The sequence below is a fragment of the Pseudanabaena biceps PCC 7429 genome (genome assembly GCF_000332215.1).
Lineage (GTDB): Bacteria > Cyanobacteriota > Cyanobacteriia > Pseudanabaenales > Pseudanabaenaceae > Pseudanabaena > Pseudanabaena biceps.
Genome location: NZ_ALWB01000399.1, coordinates 1 through 3,067 on the forward strand (window position 1 = coordinate 1; position 3,067 = coordinate 3,067).

At 40.1% G+C, this 3,067-nt stretch carries 4 protein-coding genes; 2 read left to right on the forward strand and 2 right to left on the reverse strand.

The genetic code is table 11. The annotated features are described in order from the left end of the window. Both PSE7429_RS22710 and PSE7429_RS22715 read right to left on the reverse strand, forming a co-directional pair. A partial coding sequence (locus PSE7429_RS22710; RefSeq protein ID WP_009629747.1) for a hypothetical protein occupies nt 1-289 on the reverse strand: 289 nt, incomplete at its 3' end. A 71-nt stretch (nt 290-360) separates the two neighbouring features. Further along, entirely contained in the window at nt 361-1,131 is a 771-nt protein-coding gene (locus tag PSE7429_RS22715) for a CHAP domain-containing protein (protein WP_009625640.1), read from the reverse strand. Between the two features lie 287 nt (nt 1,132-1,418). On the opposite strand from PSE7429_RS22715, the gene PSE7429_RS26075 reads away from it, so the two are divergent. Together PSE7429_RS26075 and PSE7429_RS22720 are read left to right on the forward strand one after the other, a co-directional pair. After that, nucleotides 1,419-1,643 carry a hypothetical protein gene (locus PSE7429_RS26075; protein WP_009629748.1) on the forward strand — a complete coding sequence of 75 codons (225 nt, stop codon included), beginning with the start codon at nt 1,419-1,421 and terminating at the stop codon, nt 1,641-1,643. A 769-nt stretch (nt 1,644-2,412) separates the two neighbouring features. Next, nucleotides 2,413-2,769, forward strand: a complete 357-nt coding sequence (locus PSE7429_RS22720) for a hypothetical protein (protein ID WP_009629750.1) — start codon at nt 2,413-2,415, stop codon at nt 2,767-2,769. Nucleotides 2,770-3,067 lie beyond the last annotated feature (298 nt).

Genomic DNA, 3,067 nt, shown 5'->3' on the forward strand with positions numbered 1-3,067 from the left:
GCTCACATCGTTGATTCTTTCTGCAAAAGTCTGAGAGTAACTGCGATTTTTCAGATGCTTCTCCTAATCCAATATTGCAAATTTCGGGACTGCGAAATCCACAAATGGAGGAGAGGTCGATCGCTTGATTACTAGAGATTTGCGCGAAGCAGATTGGCGGATTGCTATTGAGAGAAGCAGGATCAATATTGGGAAACCGCGTTAATATTGGTTCAGCAAAGCTAGGACTTGCGAATAGAAGCGAGATAAACGAGGCGATCGCTACTTTGTTGGGAAGTTGTGTAACCATAAAAACCTACAAATTAAAAAAACTTTAAATATAAGTGCGGCGCTTAGCGCCGCACTTATATCTGCTAGAAGCTAAGGCATTGGGCGAGAGCCAGGAGCATTTCCATAGACAACAGCACTGGAAATCCATTGATTAGTACCTGAGATGCGATACCAACGAGCATCTGGTGTACCCAACCACAAATCTCTCTCAGTAGTGCCGTACTGCCAAGCATCAAAGTACACTCTTTGATTACCGCCAATGCGTCGGACAACCCCGAAGTTTGAACCAGGTCCAGAGCGGACATTGATGCCGCTAGAAGCACTGGTTCCAGAGAAGCTGACGTAGCGGATCGGATTGGTTGGAGGTTGGGGAGTATTCCCTTTTACCCAATAAGAGACATCAGAACGTCCGTTCACAGGAGTTCCAAAATCGACAAGAGCTACGTTATAGCAGTTAGACTCTGTGAACAAGTTGCCACCTTGATTTGCACCCCGTACAGTCAGATAAGTATTGCCATTACGGACAGAAGTTCTCTCGACAATTCCCACATGTCCATAGGTAGGGTCAGCACCACGAAAGCTGGGTTGCATGATCACAATTGCACCAACTTGAGGATTGCTGATACGGGTGAATCCCAGATTGGGTAAGCTATAGATCATGTCCTTGGCATTGCCAACCGCAGTAGTGATTCCAAAGCGATTCTTGACATAACCAACACATTGGCAATAGTCAGCAGCTTCGCTAGGGCTAGCAAATATTTGTGAAAGAGTGACGCTAGTAGGAACGGCGGCAGCTAAGGAAAGGAGCGCGGAAACTGCGGTTTTTTTGAAGGAAGGCTTGATCTTTGTAAGTACCGTCATTGCTTTGTTCACTTGTGTTTGAAGTTGTTTAATCTTTTGAACAATGCGATTCTGCAATAGAGGTGGGAAGGGGGCTTTCCATTTATTTCCAAAGAGAAAAGGCGATGCATTGCATCGCCTTTTCTCTATTTTTTCTATTTTCTTTATTTCCTCTGTGAGAAACTAAGCAGCTAGGCATACTCCCTTCCCAGTGAATAATTAGACGTTGCGGCGCGAAGCGCCGCAACGCTAATTATTAGTTTTTGATGTCTATTTCTTTGGTGGGAAGGGAGTAGGAAGGATAAAAAATGTCTCGGCTTCATTCCAGCAATCCCAATAACCTATGCAAAGTTTTACGAGTTGGATTGCTCGCCATGGATTGTGATATTCATGGGAATGATATTTATGGGAATGATATTTATGGGAATGATATTTATGGGAATGATATTTATGGGAATGATATTTATGGGAATGATATTTATGGGAAAATGCAAAGTATCGTGCGTCTCTGCAAATGCTACCCTAGAATATAACTAAAAATAACTTTTAATCCAATCCCCCCAGCGTCATAATCACATAATTTTTGTTAAGTAGGGAGGTGTCAAGCTGCTTGCAAACTTCAAGTTCAAAAGCCTATAATAACCTCATATCAGGTCATATAGGCTTTTTTTGATTCTTAAAATATTTCTTTAAAATATACGGATATACTTAATTTTAGCTAGGATAAAAATTCATAAAAAGAGCGATATTTCAGGCAAACTTATTACTTTGTACGTTTATATCTTGATCTATTATTTATCTATTATATATTAGTGATTATTGGAGGCTTTTGCGCTAGGCATCATTAAATTAACACTTGTTAAATCAACACTTATTTTTTCACTCGCAATTAATGTCTGTTTCGAGAATTTAGTAAAAAAGTGACTACAGGCAACCCACTTCCCTTGCACCTCTACCGATAATAAATGGCAATGACCGCCATATCTTCCCTTTGGCTCATAATTTTGGCAAAATCGACAATTCATAGCAACTCCAAAACCCAAGCATTTCCCTATATACTCTCGTCTTTATTCTTATAATAGTTTGTGATTAATTTGTTGATTTTCTGTGATCGCGATCGCTATATTCACCTTTTATGTAGCTAGGTACTGGTCAGCTAAAGCGCGATCGACATATTTGCACCTTTTTTATTGTCATGAAATGGACATTTCAGAATCCATCCCCCATTAGCTGACCAGTGCCATGTTCTAACTTGCACAAACATTGCTATATAATTTTTCAGGCAATTCACTATATATCTTTATGTCACAGGAAGATTTCCAAAAACAATTAGAAAATTTGGAACAAACTAAAAATGAGAAGGAGTTCAAGCAAGTTTATAACCTCTCTCAAAAGAATATCACCATTGCGGTCATCATCTCGTTATTATTCCCCGCTGGTGGTTACGGTTATACAAGGCGTTGGCAACCTTTCCTGATACTGATCGGAGTTGCGATGTTGTTGGGGATTGTCATGGTTTCGCTGGATAATAGCAAAGATCAGAAAAAACGTTTATTCAATGCAGCAGCTTTGATGGGTACGATCATTGCCCCTATTGATAATGGACTGGCGATTTCCCGCGCTAAGAAGAAAATTGAAGATTTAAAATCACAACCCTAAAACGAAGAACCTGAAGGCATAAAAAATAGTAGTATTTCCCAATTGTCAGGAGGTTCCGCACCGAGTGAGATATTTTATTAACCCAAAACATTACATCTTCATATTTCGGCAAGTAATCGGCAAGTAATCGGCAAGTCAGTAGTTCAGCATAAGTAAACTTAAAACCTAGAAGAGCATAACGCCCACTTCGCGGGCGTTATGCTCTCTGATTTTGGGGCAGTTAATTATGCTGAACTACTTATACCAATTCACGAAAGTGTGACAACACTTTTGTGAATTAAACACCAAACCCAGTAAG